The following is a 26,495-nucleotide window of genomic DNA, read 5'->3' as shown; positions in this document are numbered from 1 at the left end:
GGCGGGACGGCGCCGGTGTCGTTCGGCCCGGGGCGGGCAGGCCCAGTTGAGCGGTGAGGAGGTGGGCGTCCAGGAGGGCCACGTCGGCGGTGCGGGCGGCGCGGGCGTAGCCGGTCAGCATGCGCTTGGTGAGGACGAGCGCTTCGGGCGGGCGCCGGACGAGCGGCCGGACCCAGGCGTTGATCGCCGCGTCCAGTCCGTCGCGCGGCGCGACCTTGTGCAGCAGCCCGAGCCGGTGGGCGGTGGCCGCGTCGAAGGTCTCGCAGGTGAGCATGAGTTCGCGGATCCGGGCGGCCCCCGCCTCGGCGATCAGCCGGCCCATCGCGCCGCCCCACGCGGGCGGCAGTCCGAGGCCGACCTCGGGCATGCGGAACCGGCAGTCGTCCGCTCCCGCGCGCAGGTCGCAGTAGGAGGCGAGGGCGAGTCCGGCGCCGATGACCTTGCCGTGGAGCCGCGCGATGGTCACCGCGTGGGTGTTCTCCAGGGCGTCGCAGACCCGGTACGCCTTGTCGGCGGTCCGGCGCAGCGCCGCGCCGGAGGGGTCGTCCGCCAGCGCGGCCTCGTACTCGGTGCGCTCGGCGCCCAGGGAGAAGTCGGCGCCGTCCGCCGTGAGCAGCAGGACGCGGACGTCCGGGCGCTCGTGGAGGCCGTCGAGCAGGGCGAGGAGGTCGTCGAGGGCGGCTACGGTCAGGGTGTCGTCCTGGGGCGAGGCGCCCAGCGCGACCCGGAGGACGGGGCCGTCCAGGTCGACGCGGAGCGCCTTGGGGGAGAACGGGCGGTAGGGGTCGGTCAGCTCGGTCATGTCAGGGTGACGTCCAGGTTCAGCAGTCGTCTGAAGGCCACGCGCGGTGCCCACGTCGGCCGGCGGACGAGGGTGAGGCGCGGGAAGCGCGTGACGAGGTGGTGGAGCAGGGTCTGGGCCTCCAGCCGGGCCAGGGGCGCGCCGAGGCAGTAGTGGATGCCGCCGCTGAAGGCGAGGTGCCCCGGTTTGCGGTGCAGGTTGAAGAGCTCGGGGTCCTCGTGCCGGGCCGGGTCGCGGTTGGCCGCTCCCACCAGCAGGTGGACCATCTCGTCCTTGCGCACCTCGACTCCGCCGAGCACGCGGTCCGTCGAGGAGACACGGCTGATCACATGGGTGGGCGGGTCGTAGCGCAACGATTCTTCAACGGCGGCGGGCACCAGGTCGGGCTGCAGGGTGAGCCGGTGCCACTGCCTGGGGTGCTCCAGGACCAGCAGGGTCATGGTGGACAGCAGCGTGGCCGTGGTCTCCAGGGCGGCCAGCAGCACGAACAGGGTGAGGAAGTAGACCGCCTGGTCCGCCTTGTCGCGGTCGCTCTCGATGGTGTCCCACACGGCGATCCAGCGGGAGACGGGGTCCTCCCCGGGACGCGCGCGCCGCTCGCGCACCAGGTCCGTGAAGTAGGCGCGCAGTTCGGCGGTGGCCGCGTCGGAGAGCGCCAGCTGGCTGGCGGAGGGGAGGAGTTCCTGGGTGAAGACCTGGTCGTGGGTCAGCTTGCGCAGCCGGGGGAAGTCGGCGGTGGGCAGCCCGAGCCAGTGCCCGATGACGGCGACCGGCAGCTCCTCGCCGACCAGGGCGTTGAAGTCCGCCTCGCCGTCGTGCAGCCGTTCCGCGAGGGAGTCGAGCAGCCGGGAGGTGAACCGGTTGGCCGCGAGCCGCAGTTGCTCCAGGGAGCCGCGGTCGAACATGCCCGCCGAGCGCCGCACCCAGGTGTGCTCCGGGGGGTTGAGCGCGGGCAGGGTACGGCTCATCTCCCGGGAGGAGGGCGCGGTCCAGCGTGTGCCGTCCCCCTGCTGCTCGCGCCAGCGGGCGTCCGGCTCCAGCCAGTCCCGGCCGCGCAGGACCTGGTCGCACAGGTCGAAGCCGGTGATGAGGTGTCCGCCCCAGGGTGCGGCGGCGACCTCACCCCTGGAGCGGAGCTCCGCGTAGATCGGGAACGGGTTGGCCTGACCTTTCGCCGTCCGCAGACGGGAGAAGAGCGAGACGGCAAAGCGTCTGTCGGCTGGCGGAGTTATCGCAGTCTCCACGACGGCCCTTTCTTGATCTAGGCATCAGCCGCCATGCATACCCTCCGCTTGACGCGTACATACAAGGTGACAGTTCAACAAGGGAGTTGCCTTCGTCACTCTCCCCTGGTCCATGCCAGGAAGCGACTGAACAGGCCCGGCTTGTGCTTGGGCGCGCCGTGCGCGGCCGGCCGGGGCGTGCCCGCCGCGGGGGCCACGGGGGCCGCCGCCTGCGGTTCCGGTTTCAGCGCGGACGCCGGCGCTACGGTGCGCGGGGTGAACCGGACCGGAAGCGCCACCAGGGACCGGCTCCACGGGGCCGGGACCCAGCTCAGGTCCTTGAACGGCGCGCGGACCTCGATGTCGGGCAGCCGGTTGAGCAGGGACTCCACGGCGGTGACGGCGATCACGAACGCCGGGTCCTTGGCGGGGCAGGCGTGCGGCCCGGCCCCGAAGGCCAAGTGGGCCTTGGCGCTGAGCTGTTCGCGGTGCTCGGCCAGCCGGGGGTCGGTGTTGGCCGCGGCGAAGGAGATCAGCACCGGGTCGTTCGCCCGGACGATCCGGCCGCCCAGCTCCACGTCGTGGGTGGGGTAGTGGGCGGCGTAGTTCGCGATGGGCGCGTAGTTCCACAGGACCTGGGTGACGGCGTCCTCCACCGGCAGCCCGGACTGCCACTCCTCGGCGAGGATCAGCGCGCCGCTGGTGCCGATCACCGCGGACAGCGGCGCGGTGCCCCCGGAGAGCAGGGTCACGAGCTGGTGCAGCACCTCCTCGTCGGTCAGCTGCGCCGAGTGCTGCATCAGACGCGTCGTCAGGTCCTCGCCCGGGGTGCGGCGCTTGAGGGCGATCAGCTCGGCCAGTGCCTCGCCGAGCACCTGGTCGGCGCCCGCGGTGCCGGCGAAGATGCCGCTGATGCCGGAGATGACGCGGTCGCCGATCTCCGGCGGGCAGCCGAACAGGTCGCTGAAGACCAGCAGCGGCAGCGGCAGCGCGTACTCGGCCATCAGCTCGGCCTGGCCGAGGCGCTCGGAGCTGAACCGGCTGATGAGGTAGTCCGCCGACGCCTGCGTCTGGCGCACCAGCTGCAGCTCGTTGACGGTGGCCAGGCTGTCGGTGACGGCCTGGCGCAGCCGGGCGTGCGCGGCGCCGTCGCTGAACAGCGCGTTGGGCCGGTACCCCATCATGGGCAGCGCCGGGCTGTCCTCGGGGACGCGGCCCTCGTTCAGCGCGTTCCAGCGCCGTGCGTCCCGGACGAACGACGCCGGGTTCTGCAGGATGTACAGGGCGGCGTCGTAGCTGGTGACCAGCTCGACCTGGACGCCCGGCGCGATGTCGACCGGGGCGCTCGGGCCGAGGGTGCGCAGGTACTCGTAGTGGCCGTCGGGATCCGAGCCGTACTCGGGGCCGTAGAGCCGGACGTTGCCGTGCGCGGGGCAGCCGGGGGGCGGACCTTGTATGCCGGGTCGCTGCTGCATGAGCGGGGGGGCTCCTAGTCGATGAGGGACAGTAGGTGGTGCACGAGGGTGATGAGGGCGTGCGCCGCTGACTGCTGGTCGCGTACGTCGCAGAGGACGACGGGGGTGTCCGCGGACAGGTTCAGCGCCTCGCGCACCTCCTCGAGCGGGTAGCCGGGGGTGCCGTCGAAGTGGTTGACGCCGATGGCGTACGTCAGGCCGAACCGCTCGACCAGGTCCAGGATGGGGAACGACTCGGACAGCCGCTCGGGGTCGACGAGGACGAGCGCGCCCAGGGCTCCCCGGGACAGCTCCTCCCACATCTCCTTGAAGCGTTCCTGACCGGGCGTGCCGAACAGGTACAGCACCACCTCGTCGTTGATGGTGAGGCGGCCGAAGTCCATGGCGACCGTGGTGGTGGTCTTGTCGGGCGTGCCCGACAGGTCGTCGAAGCCCTCGCTGGCCTCGGTGATCTCCTCCTCGGTCCGCAGCGGCTCGATCTCGGAGATGCTTCCGATGCACGTGGTCTTCCCGACCCCGAAGTGCCCCACCACGAGCACCTTCGCTGCGGTGCGGACACCTGAATCCAGGTACACGAATCACGCTCCGAATCGGGCTCTGAGGCCGTCGAGCACGGCACTCAGCACTTCTCGGTCGACACGTTCGGCGACGGGAACGGGTTTCCTCGCGACGATCAGGCCGCTCTCCTCCATCTGTGCCAGGAGAATCCGGACGACCCCCAGCGGCAGATGTGTGTGGGCGGCCACCTCGGCCACGGACAGGAAACCGTCCATGACCAGCTCCAGGACCTGGCGGGCCTCCGGGGAGAGCGTGCGCACGGAGGCGGCGGCGTCCTCGCTCGCGGAGACCAGGGCCGTTCGCTCGTAGGCGTGCTCGGGGGGCAGGGACCGCCCGTTCGCGATCACGAAGAGCGGGACTAACGCGGAGGTCAGCTCCAGCTCCTCGTCCGGCTCGTCGCTCACGTCCGGCTCGCCTCCCCACGCGGTGCCAGATCTCCGCCCAGCCGCGGCACCACCTCGTGCAGCCGGGTCGTGAACTCCTCGATGTCGGCGTCGTGCTGGGCGGCCGCGGCCAGGAAGGCGCCTCGCCCGGCCGAGATCAGGAAGATCCACCCGTGCTGGAACTCGATCACGGTCTGCCGCCAGAACGCGTCCTGCTGCACGCCGGCGAACTGGGCGGTGGCCCGGCTGTAGGCGTGGATGCCGGTCATGGCCGCGGAGATGGTGTCCGCGAGGTCCTGGCTCATGCCGGTGGTCGCGCCGCGGGGCAGCCCGTCGGCGCCGAGCAGCACCGCGTGCCGGGCGCCGTGCACCTCGCCGATCACCTCGTCGAGGCCGGCGATCTCGATCCCGGTGCCCACCCCGCCGGCCTCGCCGGTCCGGCCGCGCCCGGCGTTCTCAGCGGCGCCCTCGGCGTGCACCCGGGGCGGCGAGGTGAGGTTGTTGCCGAGCCGGGCGACGAGCCGGTGCATACGGAAGGAGATCTGCTGCATGTCGACGTCCGGCGCCGCGGCCGCCGCCAGATAGGCTCCCTGCCCGGCGCCGATCAGGAAGATCCAGCCGTGCGAGAACTCGATGATCGTCTGGTTCCACTGCCTGTCCTCCCCCGGCCCGGCGAAGTGGGACGTCGCCCGGCTGAGTGACTGCATGCCCGCCATGGCGGCGGAGATCGTGCGCACGTCCTTGTGGGCCATGCCCTCGGTCGCGCCCCGGGGAAGGCCGTCCGCGGACAGCAGGACCGCGTGGCGTGCCTTCGGCACGTTGGCCACGATGTCCTCGAGCATCCACGACAGGTCTGTGGTCATGCGTCATCGGACCCTTCGGACGGTGCCGCGGCGAGGTTCCGGCCCGAGAGCGTGCCGCGCTGGAAGGCTCCGAGGCTGCGGCCGGCCGCACGCCCGGCCTCCTCCGCCGCCGGGGCGGGCGGCGCGGTGGTGCCTTGGTCGGGGACGCTGGCGATGGGCACCTGGCGCGCTCCGCGGCGGGGCAGGCCGTTGGTCGTGCGCGCCACGGGCTCCGGCCGGGCGGCGGCGCCGCGCACGGCGCCGGACTGGGCATCCTCCACCGGTGCCGCCTCCTCCTCGGTCCACAGCTCCTCCGGCAGCAGGACGACCGCGCGCACGCCGCCGTAGCGGGAGACTCCGGTGACGTCCACCCGGAACCCGTACTGCTGCGCGAGCAGGCCGATCACCGGGAAGCCGAACTTCGGCTGGTTGCCCAGCAGCGACAGCCGGGGGCGGTAGTCGCCGGAGAGCAGGACGGTCGCCTTCTGCCGCTCCTCGTCGTTCATGCCGACGCCGGCGTCGTCGATGACGATGCACAGGTTCTTCTGCACCCGCTGGAACGTCACTTCGATGGGCGAGCCCTGCTGGGAGAAGCTGGCAGCGTTGTCGAGCAGCTCGGCGACGGCGAGGGCGACGGGCGAGACGGCCGACGCCTTCAGCGCGAGACCGGTCTGCTGCATGATCTCCACGCGCCGGAAGTTGCGGATCTGCCCCTGGGCGCTGCGCACCACGTCGTACACGCTCGCGGCCCTGCTGCGACGGCCCAGCGGCGCACCGCACATGACCGCGATACCCTGCGCCTTGCGCGCCATCTGCGCGTTGGCGTGGCTGACTTCGAGCAGGTCGCCGAGCACGGAGTGGCCGCCGTACTTGCGCTGGATCTCCTCCAGCAGCGCCAGCTGTTCCGCGGCGAGGCTCTGCAGAAAGCGCGCGGAGCCCTTGAGGACGGCCTTGGTGCTGTCCTCCGCCGCCTCCTCGGCTTCCTGGATGGTCTTGGCGTGCTCGGTCCTGTGCCGGTGCAACTCTGCTTGTAAGGCGGCCAGTTGGCCGTCGGCCTCACCCAGCCGCTGGGTGAGCGTGGCCTCGCTCTGGGCCTTTTTCGCCGCGATGGCCCTGGTGCGGCGATTGAGGACCAGGGCCACGGCGACGGCGATCGCCGCCACGGCAACCAGGCACCAGACAAGTGCGTCTTGAATCATGGAAACCTTTCCTGGCGTGTAGCCTGCGGCCGCTTGCGGAGGGGCATCGCGAGAACGGATCGGCCTCGTCTTCAGCGGTGCCCGAGCCGAGGGGGGACCAAGGTCACAGACGCGGGGATGCTATCACCCGCTTGAGGGAACCTTTACAGCCTGTAGAAGCCTCAACATCCCTGCTCAACGGGCGAATTGCGCCTGTTGTGCGCTGCTCGTTCGGCAATTCCGGATTCGTGCCCGGAACTTGTCCGCACAGCGTCCCGCAGACTGCCCCAAATCCCTGTGAAGTCAGCCCGCCTGACGGATGAACACCTCGTACGCCCGCTCGTCGAACAGCACGAAGCGGACCTCCTCGACGGCCGTCGGCGTGCCGCGGACGGTGTCCAGCGCGATCCGGGCCGCGTCCTCCATGGGCCAGCGGTAGACGCCGGTGGAGACGGCCGGGAACGCCACCGTGCGGGCGCCCAGCTCGTCGGCGACCCGCAGGGACTCCCGGTAGCAGGACGCGAGCAGGTCCGAGCGGTCCTCGTGCTCGCTGAAGACCGGGCCGACGGTGTGGATCACCCAGCGGGCGTCGAGCTGCCCGGCCGTGGTGGCGACGGCCTGGCCGGTGGGCAGGCCCTTGCCGTAGCGGGAGGCCCGCAGCCGGCGGCACTCCTCCAGGATGGCGGGGCCGCCGCGGCGGTGGATCGCGCCGTCCACCCCGCCGCCGCCGAGGAGGGAGGAGTTGGCCGCGTTGACGATCGCGTCGGCGCTCTGCCGGGTGATGTCGCCCTGGACGAGGGTGATGGCGGTCATGTCTGTCTCAGTCTCCGCCAGACGGCCTTGGCCGCGTTGTGCCCCGACATGCCGTGCACACCGGGTCCCGGCGGGGTGGCCGAGGAGCAGATGAACACGGCCGGGTGAGGCGTGTGGTAGGGGAACAGGGACAGTCTGGGACGCAGCAGCAGCTGGAGTCCGGAGGCCGCGCCGCAGGCGATGTCCCCGCCGACGTAGTTGGCGTTGCGGGCGGCCATCTCGGCGGGGCCGGCGACGGCGCGGGCGAGCACGCGGTCGCGGAATCCGGGGGCGAAGCGCTCCAGCTGGCGCTCCATGGCGTCGGTGAGGTCGCCCGACCAGCCGTTGGGCACATGGCCGTACGCCCAGAAGACCTGCTTGCCCTCGGGGGCCCGGGTGGGGTCGACCAGGCTCGGCTGCACGGTGATCATGAACGGCCGGTCGGGGGCGCGGCCCTCGCGGGAGACGGCGCGCAGGGCGGTGCCGATCTCGGCCCGGCTCGCGCCTATCTGTACGGTGCCGGCGACGCGGGCCTCGGGCGCGGTCCAGGGCACCGGGCCGTCCAGCGCGTAGTCGATCTTGAAGACGCTGGGGCCGTAGCGGAAGCGGTCGTAGTACCCGCCGAAGCCGGCGATCCGGGCGAGCGCGGCGGGCGAGGTGTCGAAGACGTAGGCGCGCGCCGGCGGCAGGTCGTCCAGCCGCTTGACCTCGTAGTCGGTGTGCACGGCGCCGCCGAGGTCCTTCAGATAGGCGGCGAGGGCGTCGGAGACGGCCTGCGAGCCGCCGCGGGGCACCGGCCAGCCGCGGGCGTGCGCCGCCAGCGCGAAGACCAGGCCGATGGCGCCGGTCGCGAGCCCGTCGAGAGGGGCCATGACATGCGCGACCAGGCCGGCGAAGACGGTCCTGAACCGCTCGTCCCGGAAGCGGCGCATCAGCCAGGTGGACGGCGGCAGCCCGGCCAGGCCGAAGCGGGCCAGGGTGACGGGGTCGCGGGGCAGCGAGGTCAGCGGCAGGGACATGAAGTCCCGTACGAGCGTGTCCCAGTGGGCGAGGAGCGGCTCGACCAGCCTGCGGTAGGCGCCCGCGTCGCGCGGTCCGAAGGAGGCGGCGGTCCGCGCCACCGACCGTGCCAGCACGGCCGCGGTGCCGTCCGTGAACGGATGCGCCATGGGCAGTTCGGCGTGCAGCCACTCCAGGCCGTAGCGGTCCAGTGGGAGGGCGCGGAAGGCGGGCGAGTTGACGGCGAGGGGGTGGGCCGCCGAGCACGGGTCGTGCCGGAAGCCGGGCAGGGTCAGCTCCTCGGTGCGGGCGCCGCCGCCGACGGTGGACTTCGCCTCGAACAGGGCGACGGAGAAGCCGCGCCGGGCCAGCTCCACGGCAGCCGTCAGCCCGTTCGGCCCCGCACCCACCACGACCGCATCGAGCATCGACGGCACCTTCGGACCCCTTCGTCAGCCGATGGCCACTCGGGGTCAGGATATGCCGCCGGACCGACACTCCCCCGGCCCGGGTGCGCCCGGGCCGCGCGGCTCGGGCCCCGGAGCGTGCGCTCCCGGGTCAGGCGGCCGGCGCGCGCAGCAGGCCGGCCACCCGGCGGGCGGTGGCGGCGTCACGGGCGGCGGTGAACGGCAGTGCGTTGCCGCCGGTCACGCGGAACGGCTCGCCGGCGCGGGTGAGGTGCGCACCGCCCGCCTCCTCGACCAGCAGCAGACCGGCCGCGTGGTCCCAGGCGGCCTCCCAGCTGAACGCGACCGCGTCCGACTCGCCCCGGGCGACGGCGAGATACTCCAGGCCCGCGGAGCCGCAGGGGCGCGGGGCGACACCGTCGGTCCACAGGGCGCGCAGCGCGCGCTTCTGCTCGTCGGTGGTGTAGTCGGGGTGGGAGGTGGCGACGACGAGGTCCCGGCCGGGCGCGGGCGGGCCCGCGAACAGCCGCTCGCCGTCGAGGAAGGCGCCCTGGCCGCGGACGGCGGTGGCGAACTGGTCGCGTGCCGCGGCATAGGTCCAGGATGCCAGGACGACGCCCCGGTGGGCGAGCGCGACCAGGGTGCAGAAGCCGTCGTCGCCGTGCACGAACTGGCGGGTGCCGTCGACCGGGTCGACGATCCAGACCGGCGCGTCGCCCTGGAGCGCCCCGTACGTCGCCGGGTCGGCGTGCACCGCCTCCTCGCCGACCACAAGGGAGCCGGGCAGCAGCGCGCCGAGCGCCTCGGTGAGTCGCAGTTCGGCGAGGCGGTCGGCGTCCGTCACCAGGTCGTGGGGGCCGCTCTTCTGGTCCACCTCGTGTTCGGCGAGGCACCGGAAGCGGGGCAGGATCTCGGCCTCGGCCGCCTTGCGGACCGCTTCCTCCACGTCGTTGCCGCAGCGGGCGAGAAACTCGTCGATGGTTTCCATCTGCTGTTCGATCATGTGTCCATAAGAGCATGCCGCGCTGACATTCCCCGCCCGTTCAGTGCACACAAGGTGGAATCGGGATGAAGAACAGGGGCCGGACGGCGCGCGGCCGGCGGCCGGGGACCGTCAGCGGCCCACGGCGTACCCCTGCATGCCGCGCGGGTTCGCCGCCGCCGACAGCACGCCGGTCTCCGGGTCCCGGGCCACCGCGCACAGGCGGCCCTCGGACCAGGCGGGGCCGACGGTGACGTCGTGCCCGCGACGGCGCAGTTCCTCGACGACCTCGGGGTCCGTGCGGGACTCCACGGTCACGCTGCCGGGGCGGCGGCCGCGCGGGTGGAAGGAGCTGGGGAAGCTGTCGTTGTGCCAGTTCGGGGCATCGATCGCGCCCTGGAGGTCAAGGCCGCCGCGGACGGGGGCGCGCAGGGCGGCGGCGAGGAAGAAGTGCAGCTGCCACTGGTCCTGCTGGTCGCCGCCGGGCGTGCCGAACGCCATGACCGGCACCCCGTCGCGCAGCGCGAGGGAGGGGGTGAGGGTGGTCCGGGGACGGCGGCCGGGGGTGAGGGAATTGGGCAGGCCCTCCTCCAGCCAGGTCATCTGCAGGCGCGTGCCCAGCGGGAAGCCCAGCTCGGGCACGACCGGGTTGGACTGGAGCCAGCCGCCGCTGGGCGTGGCAGCGATCATGTTGCCCCAGCGGTCCACCACGTCGAGGTGGCAGGTGTCGCCCCGGGTGCTGCCGTCGGCGGCCACCTGCTCCTCGCCCGGCAGCCGCGCGACGGTCGGCTCGCCCGCGCCCATGGGGTCGAAGCCCCCGTCGCCGCTCTCCACGCGCGCGTGGGCCAGCGCGGGCAGCCGCGGGGCGCGCCCGCCGGGGCTGCCGGGACGCAGCTCGTACGACGCCTCGGCGCCGACCAGGGCCCGCCGCCCGGCGTTGTACGCGTCCGAGAGCAGCTCCGCGAGGGGCACGTCGGCGGCGTCCCCGTACCAGGCCTCCCGGTCGGCCATGGCGAGCTTGCAGCCCTCGATCAGCAGGTGCACGTACTCGGCGGAGCCGTACGCGGGCAGGTCCGCCGGGAGCAGCGCGAGCTGCTGGAGGAGGGCGGGGCCCTGGCTCCAGGGGCCCGCCTTGCACACCGTCCAGCCGTTCCAGTCGTACGTCACCGGGTTCTCGTAGGACGCCGACCAGCCCGCGAGGTCGGCCTCGGTGAGCGTGCCGGCGTGCCGCCGGCCGCTGGTGTCCAGGGCGGGCCGCCGGGACTGCCGCACCAGGGCCTCGGCGATGAAGCCGGAGCGCCACACCTCGCGCGCGGCGTCGATCCGGGCCTCCCGGTCGCCGGCCCGCGCGGTCTCGGCCAGCAGCCGCCGCCAGGTGGCCGCGAGGGCGGGATTGCGCAGCGACTCACCGGCGCGGGGCGCCCTGCCGCCCGGCAGGTACAGCTGCGCCGACGACGTCCACTCCGTCTCGAACAGCGCCCGTACGCTCTCCACGGTCGCGCCGATGTTCTCCACGGGCGGGTGCCCGTGCTCGGCGTACCCGATGGCGTACTTGAGGACGTCGTCCAGGGACTGGGTGCCGTGGTCGCGCAGGAGCAGCAGCCAGGCGTCGAAGGCGCCGGGCACGGCGGCCGCGAGCGGGCCGGTGCCGGGCACCAGGTCCAGCCCGAGGGCCCGGTAGTGCGCGACGGTGGCGCCGGCCGGGGCCACGCCCTGCCCGCACAGCACACGCACCTCGCCGCCCGCCGGGGCCAGCAGGATCGGCACCTCGCCCGCGGGGCCGTTCAGATGCGGCTCCACCACGTGCAGCACGAACGCGCCCGCCACGGCGGCGTCGAACGCGTTGCCGCCGGCCTCCAGCACCGCCATCGCAGACTGGGAGGCCAGCCAGTGGGTGGAGGACACCATGCCGAAGGTGCCCTGCAGGGTGGGCCGGGTGGTGAACACGGGCGGGCTCCTCGGCTCGGGTACGCCTTCCGGGTGATCGTACGAACGTGATCGCCGCCGGGGGAACACCGCGCCGGCCCGCCGCGTTGATCTCTGTGGCGGGAACGGAGGCCCTGGCAGTGCACGGTGAGTACAAGACGCCCGGCGGCAAGCTCGTGGTGGTGGACGTCGAGGCGGAGGACGGCGTGCTGCGCCACGTGCGGGTGGCGGGCGACTTCTTCCTGGAGCCGGACGAGGCGCTGGACGCGGTGAACCGCGCGCTGGAGGGCGCCCCGGCGGACACCGGCGCGGCGGGGCTGGCCGCGCGGATCGAGGCGGCGCTGCCCGAGGGGACCGTGATGTACGGGCTGACCTCGGAGGGCGTGGGGATCGCGGTGCGCCGGGCCCTCGCGCACGCCACCGACTGGACCGACTACGACTGGCAGCTGATCCACGAGGGCCCGCAGCCCCCGGCCCTGCACATGGCGCTGGACGAGGTGCTGACCGCCGAGGTGGCCGCGGGCCGGCGGCCGCCGACGCTGCGGGTGTGGGAGTGGGGCGCGCCCGCGGTGATCATCGGCAGCTTCCAGTCGCTGCGCAACGAGGTGGACCCGGAGGGCGCCGCCCGGCACGGCATCGAAGTGGTGCGGCGGATCTCCGGCGGCGGCGCGATGTTCGTGGAGCCCGGCAACACCATCACCTACTCGCTGTCGGTGCCCGACTCCCTGGTGCACGGCCTGTCGTTCCAGGACAGCTACGCCTATCTCGACGACTGGGTGCTCGGCGCGCTCGGCGACATGGGGATCCTGGCCTGGTACCAGCCGCTGAACGACATCGCCACCGACCAGGGCAAGATCGCGGGCGCGGCGCAGAAGCGGATCGTCGGCCCGGACGGCGGCCCGGGCGCGGTGCTGCACCACGTGACCATGTCGTACGACATAGACGCGGACAAGATGGTCGAGGTGCTGCGCATCGGACGGGAGAAGCTGTCCGACAAGGGGACGAGAAGCGCGAAGAAGCGGGTCGATCCGCTGCGCCGGCAGACCGGGCTGGCGCGCGAGGCGGTCATCGAGCGGATGATCGAGTCGTTCCGCGCGCGCTACGGACTGGCGCGGGGCAAGGTCACGGACGAGGAACTGGCACGCGCGCGGGAGCTGGCGCTGGCCAAGTTCACCTCCCCGGAGTGGACGGCGCGGGTACCTTAGCCGCCGTCCCGGACGCGCCGGTTCAGCATCAGGTCAAGGACTGCCCTACTGTCGGCCAAACGGTCGTATGGGTTCCGTGCACGTCCGCGCGTTCACCCTGACATGGCCGGTTTTGCACTCTTGCCCGCTGGCTACGGTGGTCGAGCCCAATCGGCCACGCGGAACAACGGGGAAGAGGTGACGGCGGTGGGGGCGCCGATACGTTCACGCCTGCTCGACTTCATGGAGCCGGACCCACCGGAGCGGGAACCGGACCGGGGTCGTTCGCATCTGCTGGACCTCGTGGACGCGGCACCCGCGCCGGGGCCGGCCGCGGACGCCCGGCCCCGCCCCAAACCGGGGGTGCCCGCCTACAGCACACCGGTGTTCGTACCGGCGCATCCGAGGTCCGTCGTGGGGACGGGCGCGGACGGACACCCGGCCCGCGTGCCGTTCATCGTCTGTGAACTGTTCGCGCACCCGGCGCACGGCACCGTGGCCTTCGCCTTCACCGGCCTCGACAAGCTGGTGGAGGCGCTCGGCGAGGCACAGCCGTGGGTTGCCGCCTCGATCGGCCCGCTGGCCGAGGCGATGGACGAGCGGGGCGTCACCGTCCTGCTCGACCCACGGCTCGCGCCCGGGGAGCCCAACTGGCGCCCGGAGGATCTGACCGCCTACGCCCGGGAGGTGCGCCGGTGACCGCCGACTTCAAGGTCATCTACGAGGACCTCACCGGACTGGCCAAGGCCTTCCACGACCAGGCCGGCGACTACCGCAAGCTGGCCCCGGACGTGTCACCGCCCATCGTCAGCGGCGGCGACCCGGGACTCGACGACGCCATCAAGGAGGTCGCCGACCTGATCACCAGCATGCATCTCGCCCTCGCCGACCGGCTGGACGACCACGGCGACAAGGCCGGGTACGCGCGGGACTCCTTCCACCGGCACGACGTGGACATCCACGGCGTGTTCGAGGACCTCACCCCGGAGGACTGGAACTGATGGGCGACAGCTGGGTCGGCGGCGACATCGGCGGGCTGCACACGATGGCCACCACGTACCAGAACGCCAAGGAGAAGCTCGAAGGCGTGGTCAAGCCGCTGAGCACGGCCGTCGAGAAACTCGCGGGCGACGCGGACTGGAAGGGCGACGCGGCCGAGACGTTCCGCGCCAAGTGGAGCGAGGACGAGATCACGGCCGGCGGCTTCGCCGAACTGGTGCACCAGGCGGGCAGCATCCTCGGCACGCTCGCCGACGCGCTGACGACGTGCGAGACCTCCCTGCAGAACGCGGAGCACATCGCCACCGGCAAGGGCGTGGTGACGGACGCCAAGGGCGCCCCGCAGCCGATCATGACGGCGGACCCGCCGAGCGCGGACGACCAGAAGACCATCTCCGCGATGAACGAGTACGCGAAGGTGCGCGACGGGATCCTGCACACCGCCCAGCACGCACGGCTGGTGGCGGCGCAGCAGTTGCAGGGCCTGTACGACCAGGTGACGTCGTCGGACGGCTCGGTGAGCACCGGCGACAAGACCACCATCGCCGACTATCTGCGCGGCCTGTACGCGTACGACGCGGAGGACGCCCGGGCCGACGGCGCGAAGGCCCGCGCCAAGCTCGACGACGCCAAGAACGCGGCACAGGCCGCCAAGAAGGAGATGCGGGCCGAGCGCAAGGCGTACCAGAAGGCGGGCAAGGCCCTGCCGAAGGACCTGCCGGCCAAGAGTGCCTACCGTGACGCGGTCACCAAGGTGGACTCCCTGGAGGACGCGATCGCCCGCGCCGACAACGGCAGCACCAAGCTCCCCTACGACCGTGCGCTCAACGTCAAGCTGGCCGACGCCGCGGACCTGCTGCGCGCGGGCGAGGGCCTGGAGAAGGTCCCGGACTTCCTGAAGGAGATCCCGGTCCTGGACGTCGCCGCGGCCGGCGCCTGCGGTCTGCTGGAAGCCTCCGACGACCACGACAAGGGCTGGTCGTGGCAGAAGTCGATCACGGTCGACGGGGGCGCCAACATCGCCGGGCTGGCCGCCGGAACGGCCATCACGGCGGGCCTCGTCGCGCTCGCGCCCGTCGACGTGCCCGTGGCGGTGGTGGCCGGGGTCGGCGGTGCCGTCGTGATCGGCGCGACCGGCGTCATCGACCACGCCTTCCACGAGCACTGGAGCGAGGACATCCACGATCACGGTGTGGTCGGCGGAGTGCTGCACGGCACCGGCCACGTCCTGTCCCAGACGGGACACGACTTCGTTCGACTGAAAGATGACGTGTGGCATGGCATCAAGAGCATCTTCTGAGGGCGCGGCCTCGACGGCCCCCGTCCGGATCCCCGCCGTCCAGGGGCTCGGCACGACGTGGTACGAGCGCGGTCCGCGCTACTGGCTGCGCCGTGCGCTCGGTGCCCTCCTCTGGTTCGCCGTCGTGGCCTTCTGCTGCTACCTCGCGCTCGTTCTCTACGGGAGCTTCCGCGGCGACCTGCCGCCGGCGGTCCGGACGGTGTGGGACTGGGCGCAGGTCGCGGGAGCCGTCGTGGCGCTGGTGTGGGGATGGCGGACGCAGCGCCGGGACCACCGCAGGAAGCTCCTGGATCCGCCCACGCCCGACGAGTTCCGTGCCGCCAAGCGGGACGAGGTCCGCCGCTCCGTCTGGCTGACCCTCGCCGGCCGGGTCCTCTGGCTGGTCGCGGCGCCCGTGCTGCCGGCCCTGGCCGCCGGGCTCGTCGGCTGGGTGCTCGCGGCCTTCACCGTCCGCGAGTACCCGAGCGAGGTCGGCGCGCGCCGCTGGCTCGAGGAGCACCGGTCCGGGGCATGACGGCGACCGGGACGACCCCGCGGGCCCCGTCCCCTCGGCGGCCACCCGCCCCCGGGGGGAGGGCCGCACAGGGCCCGGCGCAGCCGGCAGCCCGTGCCGCGTTCGCATCAGCCGGTTCCGCCGGCACCGGCCGCGTTCGCCGTCCACTGAAGGTGCATAACGGGCATTTCAGGGCGTCGTGAACGCGCTGCCGTGACCGCCCGCGCACGCAGCGCGGTGGCCCTTCCGCCCCGCAGGCAGTCGTGTGAGACTGTCGTCCCCGTCCACCATGCGGACCCTCTCCGCACCCTCCCCCACGAGAAGTGCGCCGTGCGTTCACTGCCTCTGCCTCTCGCCCTCACCGCGCGTCTGACGCCGGTCGCGGTCCTCGCCTGCGCCGGCTGGGCCCTGACGTCCGGGCCCGCCGCACCGCCCGCGGCCGCCGGGCACCAGGCGCCCCAGCAGACATCCGCCCAGTCGTCCGCGGACCCGTCCTCCACGGTGGCGGCGAAGGCGTACACCACCTCGCCCTCCCCCTGCACCAGCGTGCCCGCCGAGACCCTCAAGTCCCTGGTGCCCGGGGCGGACACCCAGGGCAAGGAGATCCCGTCGACGGACACCAAGCTGCGCCGCACCTGTTCGTGGAACGCGCTCAAGGGCTACGCCTACCGCTGGCTGGACGTGTCCTTCGAGATCAGCGGGTCGGAGCGGGAGGCGCAGCAGGAGTACCAGCAGCGGGTCACCGAGAAGGGCGGCGGCGGGGCCGTTCCCGGGCTCGGCGACAGCGCCTACTCCGTGGTGAACCTGACCACCGAGGACAAGCAGCAGACCCGTGAGGGCGTGGTGATGGTCCGCGTCTCCAACGCGCTGGTGATCGTCACCTACAACGGCAGCGACTTCGAGACGAAGAAGGCGCCGGGCACGGACGAGATCAACACGGGGGCCATCAAGGCGGCGAGGAGCGCGGTGTCCGCGCTGCGGGGCGGCCAGGCGGGCTGACGGTTCGGACCGTCCGGCAGGGGGCACTCGGCGAGTCCGTCGCGGCGCGCGGCCGGCGCGGGGCCCGGAGTGCCGTGAGCTGCCCCGTCCGGAGGCCGCCGGGCCGCTGAGCCCCACCGGGCTGCCGGGCTCCGGAGGACGGGCGGACCGGGCGGCATGCGCCTCGCCGGGAGGTCCGAGGACCGGAGGACAGTGGTCATGCAGACGTTCCTGCCCCATCCCGACTTCCGGCGGTCGGCGCTGGTCCTGGACCGGCGCCGGCTGGGCAAGCAGCGGGTGGAGGCCCTCCAGGTCCTACGCGGTCTGACCGTGCCGGGCTACGGGTGGCGCAGGCATCCGGCCGTGCGGATGTGGGCCGGGTACGAGGAGGCCCTGGTCCGCTACGGCCTGGACGTCTGCCGGGTCTGGCGGGAGCTGGGCCACCAGGACACCTGCGCCGCCTCGCTGGTCGCCGGATTCACGGCCTGGCGGCCGGGCGCCCACGTGCGCGGCCAGCCGGATCTCGCGGCCGCCGGGGAGCTGCCGCCCTGGCTCGGTGACGAGGCATTCCACCGGAGCCACCAGTCGGCGCTGGTCCGCAAGGACCCGGACGCCTACGCCGACGCGTTCCCGGGCGTGCCGGCCGATCTGCCCTATGTCTGGCCGGCCTCGGACCGGGAACGCGACGACGCTCCGGCTCCCCCCTGACAACGCGGGCGGTCACCCGGCGTCCGGCGCGGTCCGGGCCTCCTTCCGGCCGGTCAGCAGCGTCAGGACCAGGTACAGCACCAGGGACGTGCCGAGGCCCACGGCCCAGCCGTAGTCGGCGAGGGGGGACAGGGCGGGAATGGGCCGGCCGTCGATCAGGGGCTTGAAGCTGGCGCCGCCGATCGCGAGGACGCCGCCCGCGAGGAACGCGACGACCGCCCGCCAGTTCCAACCGCCCGCGTACCAGTAGCGGCCGCCCGTGCAGTACAGGTCGGCGAGGACCAGGCGGGTGCGGCGCAGGATCCAGTAGTCGGCGACGAGGATGCCCGCGACGGTGCCGAGCAGACCGCCGACCAGGCCGAGCCAGGTGAAGATGTAGCCCTGCGGGTCGGAGTACAGCTTCCACGGGAAGATGAGGACCGCGAGGACGGCGGTGATGAGCGCTCCGGCGCGGAAACTCACCTTCCTGGGCGCCACGTTGGAGAAGTCGAAGGCCGGGGAGACCAGGTTGGCCGCGATGTTCACCGAGAGGGTGGCCACCAGGACCGTGACCAGGGCGTAGACCAGGCCCACCACGTTGTCCGTCTTCGCCGCCAGTTGTACCGGGTCCCAGACCGGCCGGCCGTAGACCGCCTGCGAGCCCGAGGTGACCAGCACCGACAGGAACGCGAACAGGGTCATCGTGGTCGGCAGGCCCAGCGCCTGGCCCCGGGTCTGCGCCTTCTGGCTCCTGCCGTAGCGGGTGAAGTCCGGGATGTTCAGCGACAGGGTGGACCAGAAGCCGATCATGCCCATGAGGGACGGCCAGAACAGCTTCCAGAAGTCGCCGCCCCAGCCCAGTCTGGACGGCTGGTCGAACAGCGGGCCGACCCCGCCGGCCTTGCTGCTCATCCACCAGAGCATCACGAACGCGCCGACGAGCACGAAGGGCGCGGCCCAGTTCTCGAAGCGGCGGATGGTCTCCATGCCCCGGTAGATGATCGCGACCTGGATCACCCAGAAGATCGCGAACGACAGCCACATGGTCCAGGCGTATCCGCCGACGTGCGACGCGTTCGACCAGCTGTCGCCGATCAGTTTCCCGGCGAGGAAGTAGATGGCCTCGCCGCCGATCCAGGTCTGGATGCCGAACCAGCCGCAGGCCACCAACGCCCGTACGACGGCGGGCAGGTTGGCGCCGCGCACGCCGAAGGAGGCGCGGGCGAAGACCGGGAAGGGGATGCCGTACTTGGGCCCCGCGTGCCCGGTGAGCAGCATCGGCACCAGCACGATCAGGTTGGCGAGGGCGATGGTGAACACCGCCTGTTTCCAGTCCATGCCGACGGCGATCAGGCCGGAGGCCAGCGTCCAGGACGCCGTGTTGTGTGCCATGCCGACCCACAGCGCGGAGAAGTTGTACGTGGTCCACGTGCGCTTGCCGACCGGGACCGGCAGCAGGTCCTCGTTGGCGTAGGGGCCGCTGGGCTGCGGCGCGTCAGGGGCGATCTCGACCCGGCCGTCGGGGAGGGTGACCTGGGCGGACGGGGGTATGGCCGTGGGAGCGGTGTCGGTCATGGGCAGGCCAATCAGGTGAGGTGGGTCGGGAGAGGCCGTGCGGGCACCAGCCCCTCCCCGCGAGGGCGGGGAGGGGTGACCAGAGGTGGGGGGTTGGGAACTGGACGGGGAAGGGGCGGGGAGGGGTCAGGCGTTGACGGCGGGGATCACCTTCGTGCCGTAGGCGTCGATGGTGGCCTCCTGCGCGTCGTGCATGTCGTAAACGGCGAACTGGTCGACGCCCAGCGCGCGGAGCGCGTTCAGCTTCTCGATGTGCTTCTCGGCCGGTCCCACGAGGCAGAACCGGTCGACGATCTCGTCGGGCACGAACTGGGTGTCCGGGTTGTCGCTGCGCCCGTGGTGGGCGTAGTCGTAGCCCTGCCGTGCCTTGATGTAGTCGGTGAGTTCCTCAGGGACCTGCGCGGAGTGCTCGCCGTACTTGGCGACCAGGTCGGCGACGTGGTTGCCGACCATGCCGCCGAACCAGCGGCACTGTTCGCGGGCGTGGGCGAGGGCCTCGGGCGAGTCGTCGGCGGTGACGTACGCGGGGGCCGCCACGCAGACGGTGACCTCGGCGGGGTCGCGGCCGACGGCGGCGGCCGCGTCCCGGACCGCCTTCACCATGTACTCGGTGAGGTACAGGTCGGCCAGCTGGAGGATGAACCCGTCGGCCTCCTCACCCGTCATCTTCAGTGCCCTCGGGCCGTACGCGGCCATCCACACGGGGAGTTCGGCGCCCGGCTTGATCCAGGGGAACTTCACGACGGTGCCGCCGCCGAGGTCGGCGGACTCGCCGCGGGCGAGCGCCCGGATGACCTTCATGGCCTCGCTGATGCGGGCCAGGGTGTTGGGTCTGCGGCCCGCGACCCGCATCGCGGAGTCGCCGCGGCCGATGCCGCAGACGGTGCGGTTGCCGAACATGTCGTTGAGGGTGGCGAAGGTGGAGGCGGTGACCTCCCAGGTGCGGGTGCCGGGGTTGGTGACCATCGGGCCGACCTTCAGCCTGGTGGTGTTCGCCAGGATCTGGCTGTAGATCACGAACGGCTCCTGCCAGAGCACGGCGGAGTCGAAGGTCCAGCCGTACGAGAAGCCGTTGCGCTCGGCCCGTTTCATGAGGCTGACGACGCGGGAGGCCGGCGGGTCGGTCTGCAGGACGAGTCCGAAGTCCATGGGCGCCACTCCTAGTTGAGGTACTGACAGGTGGAGCGTGGGGTGTAGACGCCTTGGCCGGCCCGTCCGGTGTACTCCCGCTGGTCGATCACGGGTTCGCCCCGCGAGAGGACCGTCTCGACCCGGCCGGTGATCCGCTTGCCCTCGTACGCCGAGTAGTCGACGTTCATGTGGTGCGTCTCGGCGGAGATGACCTGTTCCGCGTGCGGGTCGTAGATCACGACGTCGGCGTCGGCGCCCGGGGCGATGGTGCCCTTCTTCGGGTACAGGCCGAACATCCGGGCCGGGGTGGCGCAGGCGATCTCGATCCAGCGGCGGCGGGAGATGTGCCCGTCGACGACGGCCTGGTGGAGCAGGTCCATGCGGTTCTCCACGCCCGGCAGGCCGTTGGGGATCTTGGAGAAGTCGCCGCGGCCCAGCTCCTTCTGGCCGGTGAAGCAGAAGGGGCAGTGGTCGGTGGAGACCACCTGGAGGTCGTTCGTCCTGAGCCCCTGCCACAGCCTGGCCTGGTGCTGCTTCGGCCTGAGCGGGGTGCTGCACACGTACTTCGCGCCCTCGAAGTCGGGCTCGGCCAGGTTGTCGGTGGACAGGAACAGGTACTGCGGGCAGGTCTCGCCGAAGACGTTCAGGCCCTCGTCCCGGGCGCGGGCGAGTTCGGCCACCGCCTCCGTGGCCGAGACGTGCACGACGTACAGCGGGGCGCCGGCGACCTGGGCCAGCCGGATGGCGCGGTGGGTGGCCTCGGCCTCCAGCAGGGCCTTGCGGACCTCGCCGTGGTAGCGCGGGTCGGTCTCGCCCCGGGCGAGCGCCTGCTCGACCAGGACGTCGATGGCGATGCCGTTCTCGGCGTGCATCATGATCAGCCCGCCGTTCTCGGCGGCGCGCTGCATGGCCCGCAGGATCTGCCCGTCGTCCGAGTAGAAGACGCCCGGATAGGCCATGAACTGCTTGAACGAGGTCACGCCCTCCTCGACCAGGAGGTCCATCTCCTTGAGCGTCTCCTCGTTCACATCGGAGACGATCATGTGGAAGGCGTAGTCGATCGCGCAGTTGCCCTCGGCCTTGGCGTGCCAGGCGTCCAGGCCCTCGCGCAGGGTGTGGCCGACGCTCTGGATCGCGAAGTCGACGATCGTGGTCGTGCCGCCCCAGGCGGCGGCGCGGGTGCCGGTCTCGAAGGTGTCGGCCGCGGTGGTGCCGCCGAACGGCATCTCCATGTGGGTGTGGCCGTCGACGCCGCCCGGGATGACGTACTTCCCGGTGGCGTCGATGGTCCGCTCCGCGGTGAACGCCCCGGCGGCGGGGGTGCCGGAGGCGGCGAGGGCGGCGATGCGGCCGTCCTCGATCAGGACGTCGGCGTGGATCTCGTCGGACGCGGTGACGACGAGACCACCGCGGATGACGGTACGGCTGCTCATGGTCCCTCTCCTCCCAGGACGGACGGTGCGGTCAGGGCGCGGTCAGCGGCTCGTACGCCCCCGGCGCCCGGTCGCGGTAGAACTGCCAGCGGTCGCGGACCTCGCGGAGTTTCGCCAGGTCGAGGTCGCGGACGACCAGTTCGGTCTCCTTGTCGCTCGCCACCTCGCCGACGAACTGGGCCTCGGGGTCCACGAAGTAGGTCGTACCGTAGAAGTCGTTGTCGCCCAGGTCCTCCACGCCGACCCGGTTGATCGCGCCGACGAAGTACTCGTTGGCGACGGCCGCCGCCGGCTGCTCCAGCTGCCACAGGTAGCGGGACAGTCCGCGGGAGGTCGCCGAGGGGTTGAAGACGATCTCGGCGCCCGCCAGGCCGAGGGCCCGCCAGCCCTCCGGGAAGTGGCGGTCGTAGCAGATGTACACGCCGATCCGCCCGGCGGCCGTGTCGAACACGGGCCAGCCGCTGTTGCCCGGGCGGAAGTAGAACTTCTCCCAGAACCCCTGGACCTGGGGGATGTGGGTCTTGCGGTACTTGCCGAGGTAGGAGCCGTCCGCGTCGATCACGGCGGCGGTGTTGTAGAGGACGCCGGGCTGCTCCTCCTCGTACATCGGCAGCACAAGGACGATGCCCAGCTCGCGGGCGAGGGTCTGGAAGCGCCGGACGGTCGGGCCCTCCGGAATCCGTTCGGCGTACTCGTAGAACGCCTTGTCCTGGACCTGGCAGAAGTAGGGGCCGTAGAACAGCTCCTGGAAGCAGAGGACTTGGGCGCCCTGCGCGGCCGCGTCGCGCACCGCCTGCTCGTGGACCTGGATCATGGACTCCTTGTCGCCGGTCCAGGCGGTCTGGAAGAGGGCGGCACGGATCACTCGGCTCATCGGGACCTCCGGTAGCTCGGTGTGCGGCGAGCCTAGGAAGCCGGGATGGCCGGTTTGAGTGCCAGCGTGTCACGTCTGCCCGCGCTCGGCGTGGCACCGTGTCACGTGTTCGTGGGCCCATGTCTCACCGCCGTTGTTGCGCGTCATGCGCGAGGAGCGCGATGTGCACGGAGGCCGCCTGTTCGAAGTCGTCCAGGTCGACGCCGAGGCGGCCCTGTATGGCTTCGAGACGGCGGTAGAGGGCGGGCCGGGAGACGTGGTGGAGCTGGGCGGTGCGGGACTTGTTGCGGCCGGTGGCCAGATAGGTGCGCAGGACGTTCAGCAGCTCCGGATCGGCCTCGCACAGCAGCCCGTCCAGCTCCCGCTCGGCGAAGGACTGCACCTGTGGGTCGTCCCGCAAGAGCCGGATCAGGCCCCGCAGATGGACGTCCCTGAGGCGGACGACGGCCGGCAGGTCGAGGGCGGCGGCGGAGCCGGCGACGGCTTCGGCGACATGCCGGGCCTCGCGCAGACCGGCGGGCACGTCGTCCCAGACGGTACGCGGATCGGCGGCGGCGACCACCGTGGCCGGCCCGTCGGTCTCGGTGCGCAGCCGGGCCGCGAAGTGCCCGGTGAGCACCTCGGCGTGCTGGTCGCGGGCCAGGCTCAGCAGCACGGCGGTGGCCCCGTCGGACAGCTCGGCGACCAGCCCGGGCAGTCCCAGCACCCGCAGCAGCCGGTCGAGCCGGGCGGCGTCCACGGCGGGCACGACGAGCGGGACGAAGGTCCGCCGGTTGACCGGCAGCCCGGCCGCCCGGGCCCGCGGCAGCAGTTGCCGGGCCGGTACGACCCCGGAGACCAGGTCGGTCAGCAGGCTCTGCGCGGACTGCTCCTCCCAGGTGCAGGCGGAGCCGCCGCCGAGCATGCGGTGCAGGACGAGGGCCTCGGCGGCCCGGTCCGCGAGCAGGCGTCCGGTGGCCGTGTCGCCCCGGTAGCCGCACAGCAGCAGTCCGCCCCAGTGCTCCCCGCGTCCGCCCAGCTCGGCCCGGATCCAGCCGTCGCCCGCGCCGCCGCCCGCCTGCCGGGCGATCCGCTCCCAGTCGCGCAGCACGTCGTCCACCGCGGACCGCTCCCCCGCCGTGGCGAGGACCCGGTGGGCGAGGTTGGTGACGACGACCGGGCAGCCGCTGTGCTGGGCGACCTCGTCCAGCAGCCGCTGCAGCGGGGCGCCGGCCGTGATCAGCGCGGTGAGGGCGGTGCGTACCGCCTCCGACAGGCTGACGGCCGCGAACTTCCGCCGCACCAGCCTGGACTGGACCTCCTCGGTCAGCTCGGCGAAGGGGAAGGGCCGGTGCAGGACGACCAGGGGCAGCCCGCACCGCTCGGCGGCCCGGCGCATCACCTCGGGCGGCGTGGGAAAGGCCCGCCCGAGGCCGAGCACCACGGCGGCGGCCTCCGCGCGGTGCAGGGACTGGATGTACTCGGCCTGCTTGGCCGTGTCACCGGCGAGGAGCACGCCGGTGGTGAGCACCATCTCGCCGCCGGTGAGCATCACGCCCACGTCGGCGGCCTCGGCGACATGCACCCAGCGCACCGGCCGGTCGAGGCCGTCGGCGCCGGCCACCACCTCGGGCTCCCCGGCCAGCACCCGCTCCAGGGTCAGCACCTGGCGGACCGAGAGGGCGGGTTCCGGGGACTGCCAGGCGGTGTCCCGGGTCTCGGAGGTGGTGGCCATGGCCGTATCCCTTGCTCAGGCGGTGCTGGTCGGTGCTCCCGTGGGTCCTGGACGGCTAGTGGACGCCGCGCAGCGCGCGTTCGAGGATCGCCGCGCCCTCCTCGGCCTCCGCGACGGTCAGCGACAGCGGCGGGGCGATGCGCAGCGCGCTGGTGTCGTGCCCGCCGCCCTTGCCGACGAGCAGGCCGCCCTCGCGGGCCGCCTCCAGGACGGCGGCGGCCGCCCGCGGGTCGGCCTCGTCCGTGCCCGGCTTCACCAGCTCGACGCCGATCATCAGGCCGCGCCCGCGCACCTCGCGCACCCCGGGGAGCTGGGCGGCGACCGCCCGCAGCCGCTCGATGAGCAGGCCGCCGACCCGGCGGGCGTTGCCCTGGAGGTCGTGCTCCAGCAGGTAGTTGAGGTTGGCGAGAGCGGCGGCCATGGTGATCTGGGTGCCGCCGAAGGTGGAGATGCTGTTGGCGTCCAGGCAGTTCATGATCTCGGCGCGGGCGATGACGCCGCCGACGGACATGCCGTTGCCGATGCCCTTGGCGAAGGTGACGATGTCCGGCGGGCCGCTCGCGGCATGGGCCTGCCAGCCCCAGAAGTGCTCGCCGGTGCGGCCCCAGCCGGTCTGCACCTCGTCGGCGATCCACAGGATGCCGTGCTCGTCCAGGACCTCGCGGAAGGCGGCGTAGAGGCCGTCGGGCGGGGAGGTGAACCCGCCGACCCCCTGGATCGGTTCGGCGATCAGCGCGGCGGGCGGCCGGGTGTGCCCGAGGATGTCCCTCAGGTCGGCGACGCAGGCGTCGATGAACGCGCGGTCGTCCAGCTCGGCGAACGGCCCGCGGGTGCGGACGCCGCCGTGGACGTACAGGGTCTGCAGCGGGGACAGCGAGGTCGGCGACCAGCTGCGGTTGCCGGTGATGCCGACGGTGCTGAAGGAGCGGCCGTGGTAGCTGTTGCGCATGGCCAGGACGGTGTTGCCGCCGCGGTAGGCGGTGGCGAGCAGCAGGGCGGTGTCGTTGGCCTCGGTGCCGGAGGTGGTGAAGAAGACACGGGGGTCCGGGATGCCGCTCATCTGGGCGATGCGCTCGGCCAGTTCGACCATCGGCCGGTTGAGGTAGAGCGTCGAGGAGTGCAGGATGCGGCCGGCCTGCTCGGTGACCGCCTTGGTCACCTCGGGCAGCGCGTGCGCGGTCATCGTGGTCAGGATGCCGCCGAAGAAGTCCAGGTACCTGTTGCCGGCGGAGTCCCAGACATGGCGGCCCTCGCCGTGGGTGATCTCCATCGGCTCGTCGTAGTAGAGGGCGAGCCAGTCGGGCAGGACCCGGCGGTGGCGGGAGTAGAGGTCGTTCACGGCTGCACCAGCCCTTCGTAGGCGTCGGGACGGCGGTCGCGGTAGAAGGCCCACTGCCGGCGCACCTGCTCGATGAGGTCGAAGTCGAGGTCGCGTACGAGGAGTTCCTCGCCCTTGTCGCCGGCGACGTCGCCGACGAACTGCCCGCGCGGATCGACGAAGTACGACGTCCCGTAGAAGTCGTTGTCGCCGTACTCCTCCCGTCCCACCCGGTTGATGGCGGCGATGAAGTACTCGTTGGCGACGGCGGCGGCGGGCTGCTCGAGCTGCCACAGATGGGCGGACAGGCCACGGTGGGTGGCGGAGGGGTTGTAGACCAACTGGGCGCCGTTGAGGCCGAGTTGCCGCCAGCCCTCCGGGAAGTGGCGGTCGTAGCAGATGTAGACGCCGACCTTGCCCACGGCGGTGCCGAAGACGGGCCAGCCCAGGTTGCCGGGTTTGAAGTAGTACTTCTCCCAGAAGCCCTCGACCTGCGGGATGTGGTGCTTGCGGTACTTGCCGAGGTAGGCGCCGTCGGCGTCGATCACGGCGGCGGTGTTGTAGTAGAAGCCGGACTGCTCGACCTCGAACACCGGGACGACGATCACCATGCCGGTCTCGCGCGCGAGGTCCCGCATCCGGCGGACGGTCGGCCCGTCGGGCACCGGCTCGGCCCAGCGGTAGTGCTCCGGCTCCTGGACCTGGCAGAAGTAGGGGGCGTTGAAGACTTCCTGGAATCCGATGATCCTCGCGCCCCGGCGAGCCGCCTCGCGGGCGTGCTCCTCGTGTTTCGCCACCATGGACTCGGTGTCGCCGGTCCAGGTGGCCTGGACCAGAGCGGCGCGGACGACGTTGGCCATGAGCTGCTCCTTCGACACGACGTCAGAGCCTCTACGCCCGTAGAGCAGGCCGTAGAGGCTCGAACGTAAGCCTCTCCGAGGCCCTTGCCAAGACCATCGTCGTCAACCCGCGGAGTCGATCACGTTTCACACTCCTGTGGGTGAGCCGACACGCCGGTCCCGGGGGCGGATCGGGGCAGACCGGGACGATCAGGCCGGTGCCGGTCACGTCGCGTGCCCGGCGACCCGCAGGGCGTGCAGGAGGTCCCAGTGCCGCTCGTCGGACACCTGCCGGGCCGCCTCCAGCAGCAGGGGGACCAGGCGGCGCGGGTCGGTGGCGGCGCAGCGGGCGGCCCCCTCGGGGGTACGACCCCGTACGCAGGCGTCCAGCAGCGCCCGCGCC

25 protein-coding genes are annotated in these 26,495 nt (G+C 72.4%); 7 read left to right on the top strand and 18 right to left on the bottom strand.

The features are described 5' to 3' along the window. The 11 genes from ACWEN3_RS12505 to ACWEN3_RS12455 all read right to left on the bottom strand — a co-directional run. Positions 1-802: enoyl-CoA hydratase/isomerase family protein (locus ACWEN3_RS12505; RefSeq protein WP_452969120.1), on the bottom strand; the 802-nt coding region annotated here is incomplete at its 3' end. After that, on the bottom strand, positions 799-2,046 hold the full coding sequence (locus ACWEN3_RS12500; protein WP_452969117.1) for a cytochrome P450: 1,248 nt from the start codon (positions 2,044-2,046) through the stop codon (positions 799-801). The genes ACWEN3_RS12500 and ACWEN3_RS12505, both read right to left, overlap by 4 nt. 95 nt (positions 2,047-2,141) lie before the next feature. Beyond that, positions 2,142-3,500: a cytochrome P450 gene (locus ACWEN3_RS12495; RefSeq protein WP_452969114.1), complete on the bottom strand. Its 1,359-nt coding sequence runs from the start codon at positions 3,498-3,500 to the stop codon at positions 2,142-2,144. Between the two features lie 14 nt (positions 3,501-3,514). Next, positions 3,515-4,075 (bottom strand): GTP-binding protein, encoded by a 561-nt coding sequence (locus ACWEN3_RS12490; protein WP_452969112.1) that lies wholly within the window; start codon positions 4,073-4,075, stop codon positions 3,515-3,517. 3 nt (positions 4,076-4,078) lie between these two features. After that, on the bottom strand, positions 4,079-4,462 hold the full coding sequence (locus ACWEN3_RS12485; RefSeq protein WP_452969110.1) for a DUF742 domain-containing protein: 384 nt from the start codon (positions 4,460-4,462) through the stop codon (positions 4,079-4,081). Next, a complete protein-coding gene (locus tag ACWEN3_RS12480; protein WP_452969107.1) occupies positions 4,459-5,304 on the bottom strand; it encodes a roadblock/LC7 domain-containing protein in 846 nt (281 codons plus the stop codon). Before ACWEN3_RS12480 ends, ACWEN3_RS12485 begins: the two co-directional genes overlap by 4 nt. Continuing rightward, positions 5,301-6,482, bottom strand: coding sequence for an ATP-binding protein (locus ACWEN3_RS12475; RefSeq protein WP_452969105.1), 1,182 nt, complete (start codon positions 6,480-6,482; stop codon positions 5,301-5,303). Before ACWEN3_RS12475 ends, ACWEN3_RS12480 begins: the two co-directional genes overlap by 4 nt. 282 nt (positions 6,483-6,764) lie before the next feature. Further along, positions 6,765-7,274: an O-acetyl-ADP-ribose deacetylase gene (locus ACWEN3_RS12470; protein ID WP_452969102.1), complete on the bottom strand. Its 510-nt coding sequence runs from the start codon at positions 7,272-7,274 to the stop codon at positions 6,765-6,767. Continuing rightward, entirely contained in the window at positions 7,271-8,689 is a 1,419-nt protein-coding gene (locus tag ACWEN3_RS12465) for a phytoene desaturase family protein (protein WP_452969099.1), read from the bottom strand. Before ACWEN3_RS12465 ends, ACWEN3_RS12470 begins: the two co-directional genes overlap by 4 nt. A gap of 121 nt (positions 8,690-8,810) precedes the next feature. Further along, on the bottom strand, positions 8,811-9,662 hold the full coding sequence (locus ACWEN3_RS12460; protein ID WP_452969097.1) for an inositol monophosphatase family protein: 852 nt from the start codon (positions 9,660-9,662) through the stop codon (positions 8,811-8,813). A 111-nt stretch (positions 9,663-9,773) separates the two neighbouring features. Beyond that, a complete protein-coding gene (locus tag ACWEN3_RS12455) occupies positions 9,774-11,588 on the bottom strand; it encodes a gamma-glutamyltransferase family protein (protein WP_452969095.1) in 1,815 nt (604 codons plus the stop codon). Between the two features lie 119 nt (positions 11,589-11,707). Between ACWEN3_RS12455 and ACWEN3_RS12450 the strand changes: the two genes are divergently transcribed. From ACWEN3_RS12450 to ACWEN3_RS12420, 7 genes are all read left to right on the top strand, one after another. Continuing rightward, entirely contained in the window at positions 11,708-12,772 is a 1,065-nt protein-coding gene (locus ACWEN3_RS12450) for a lipoate--protein ligase family protein (RefSeq protein WP_452969093.1), read from the top strand. A gap of 186 nt (positions 12,773-12,958) precedes the next feature. Further along, positions 12,959-13,450, top strand: a complete 492-nt coding sequence (locus ACWEN3_RS12445) for an SAV_915 family protein (RefSeq protein WP_452969090.1) — start codon at positions 12,959-12,961, stop codon at positions 13,448-13,450. Then, a complete protein-coding gene (locus ACWEN3_RS12440; protein ID WP_452969087.1) occupies positions 13,447-13,752 on the top strand; it encodes a DUF6317 family protein in 306 nt (101 codons plus the stop codon). The genes ACWEN3_RS12445 and ACWEN3_RS12440 overlap by 4 nt, the downstream gene beginning before the upstream one ends. Continuing rightward, positions 13,752-15,050 (top strand): WXG100 family type VII secretion target, encoded by a 1,299-nt coding sequence (locus ACWEN3_RS12435; RefSeq protein ID WP_452969085.1) that lies wholly within the window; start codon positions 13,752-13,754, stop codon positions 15,048-15,050. The genes ACWEN3_RS12440 and ACWEN3_RS12435 overlap by 1 nt, the downstream gene beginning before the upstream one ends. Then, positions 15,028-15,564: a hypothetical protein gene (locus ACWEN3_RS12430; protein WP_452969082.1), complete on the top strand. Its 537-nt coding sequence runs from the start codon at positions 15,028-15,030 to the stop codon at positions 15,562-15,564. Before ACWEN3_RS12435 ends, ACWEN3_RS12430 begins: the two co-directional genes overlap by 23 nt. 309 nt (positions 15,565-15,873) lie before the next feature. Then, positions 15,874-16,542 (top strand): hypothetical protein, encoded by a 669-nt coding sequence (locus ACWEN3_RS12425; protein ID WP_452969080.1) that lies wholly within the window; start codon positions 15,874-15,876, stop codon positions 16,540-16,542. A gap of 198 nt (positions 16,543-16,740) precedes the next feature. Continuing rightward, positions 16,741-17,229: an MSMEG_6728 family protein gene (locus tag ACWEN3_RS12420; protein WP_452969078.1), complete on the top strand. Its 489-nt coding sequence runs from the start codon at positions 16,741-16,743 to the stop codon at positions 17,227-17,229. Positions 17,230-17,241: 12 nt separating this feature from the next. Here ACWEN3_RS12420 and ACWEN3_RS12415 read toward each other — a convergent pair whose 3' ends face one another. From ACWEN3_RS12415 to ACWEN3_RS12385, 7 genes are all read right to left on the bottom strand, one after another. Then, positions 17,242-18,783, bottom strand: coding sequence for an NCS1 family nucleobase:cation symporter-1 (locus ACWEN3_RS12415; protein ID WP_452969076.1), 1,542 nt, complete (start codon positions 18,781-18,783; stop codon positions 17,242-17,244). A 126-nt stretch (positions 18,784-18,909) separates the two neighbouring features. Further along, complete coding sequence (locus ACWEN3_RS12410; RefSeq protein ID WP_452969073.1) at positions 18,910-19,932, bottom strand: TIGR03842 family LLM class F420-dependent oxidoreductase; 1,023 nt, start codon at positions 19,930-19,932, stop codon at positions 18,910-18,912. Between the two features lie 11 nt (positions 19,933-19,943). Next, positions 19,944-21,347, bottom strand: coding sequence for a dihydropyrimidinase (gene hydA, locus ACWEN3_RS12405; protein ID WP_452969071.1), 1,404 nt, complete (start codon positions 21,345-21,347; stop codon positions 19,944-19,946). Between the two features lie 31 nt (positions 21,348-21,378). Then, complete coding sequence (locus ACWEN3_RS12400; RefSeq protein ID WP_452969069.1) at positions 21,379-22,221, bottom strand: nitrilase-related carbon-nitrogen hydrolase; 843 nt, start codon at positions 22,219-22,221, stop codon at positions 21,379-21,381. Between the two features lie 124 nt (positions 22,222-22,345). After that, complete coding sequence (locus ACWEN3_RS12395) at positions 22,346-23,935, bottom strand: PucR family transcriptional regulator (protein WP_452969067.1); 1,590 nt, start codon at positions 23,933-23,935, stop codon at positions 22,346-22,348. A gap of 55 nt (positions 23,936-23,990) precedes the next feature. Next, positions 23,991-25,274, bottom strand: a complete 1,284-nt coding sequence (locus ACWEN3_RS12390; RefSeq protein WP_452969065.1) for an aspartate aminotransferase family protein — start codon at positions 25,272-25,274, stop codon at positions 23,991-23,993. Beyond that, positions 25,271-26,113, bottom strand: coding sequence for a nitrilase-related carbon-nitrogen hydrolase (locus ACWEN3_RS12385; RefSeq protein WP_452969062.1), 843 nt, complete (start codon positions 26,111-26,113; stop codon positions 25,271-25,273). The genes ACWEN3_RS12390 and ACWEN3_RS12385 overlap by 4 nt, the downstream gene beginning before the upstream one ends. Between the last annotated feature and the right edge of the window lie 382 nt (positions 26,114-26,495).

The sequence above is a fragment of the Streptomyces sp. NPDC004561 genome (genome assembly GCF_053602155.1).
This window is presented reverse-complemented; position numbering and strand designations above follow the sequence as displayed.